This window comes from Pseudomonas persica (assembly GCF_900291015.1).
Lineage (GTDB): Bacteria > Pseudomonadota > Gammaproteobacteria > Pseudomonadales > Pseudomonadaceae > Aquipseudomonas.
Genome location: NZ_OLKL01000312.1, coordinates 1 through 244, shown reverse-complemented (window position 1 = coordinate 244; position 244 = coordinate 1). Strand labels below are relative to the sequence as shown.

Genomic DNA, 244 nt, shown 5'->3' with positions numbered 1-244 from the left:
CGCCCGCATGGCCGGATCCCGCCCGTGGCGCGCCACCGGCGTGGCGCTGCTCGTTCTCAGCCTGCTGCTTTGGGTTACCGCGGCCTCGGCGACCAGCCTGCAGGTCGCGCCCACCAGCCTGCAGCTGGAGGCACGCCAGCGCGCCGGCGAACTGTGGTTGACCAACAGCGGCACCTCGCCGGTGAAGCTGCAGGTCCGGGTATTCCGTTGGGTGCAGCAGGACGGCAACGAACAGCTGCTGCCC

The 244-nt window shown here is 71.3% G+C and carries 1 pseudogene; it reads left to right on the top strand.

The features are described 5' to 3' along the window. A pseudogene (locus tag FQ664_RS26700) lies at positions 1-244 on the top strand (molecular chaperone); the annotation flags it as partial.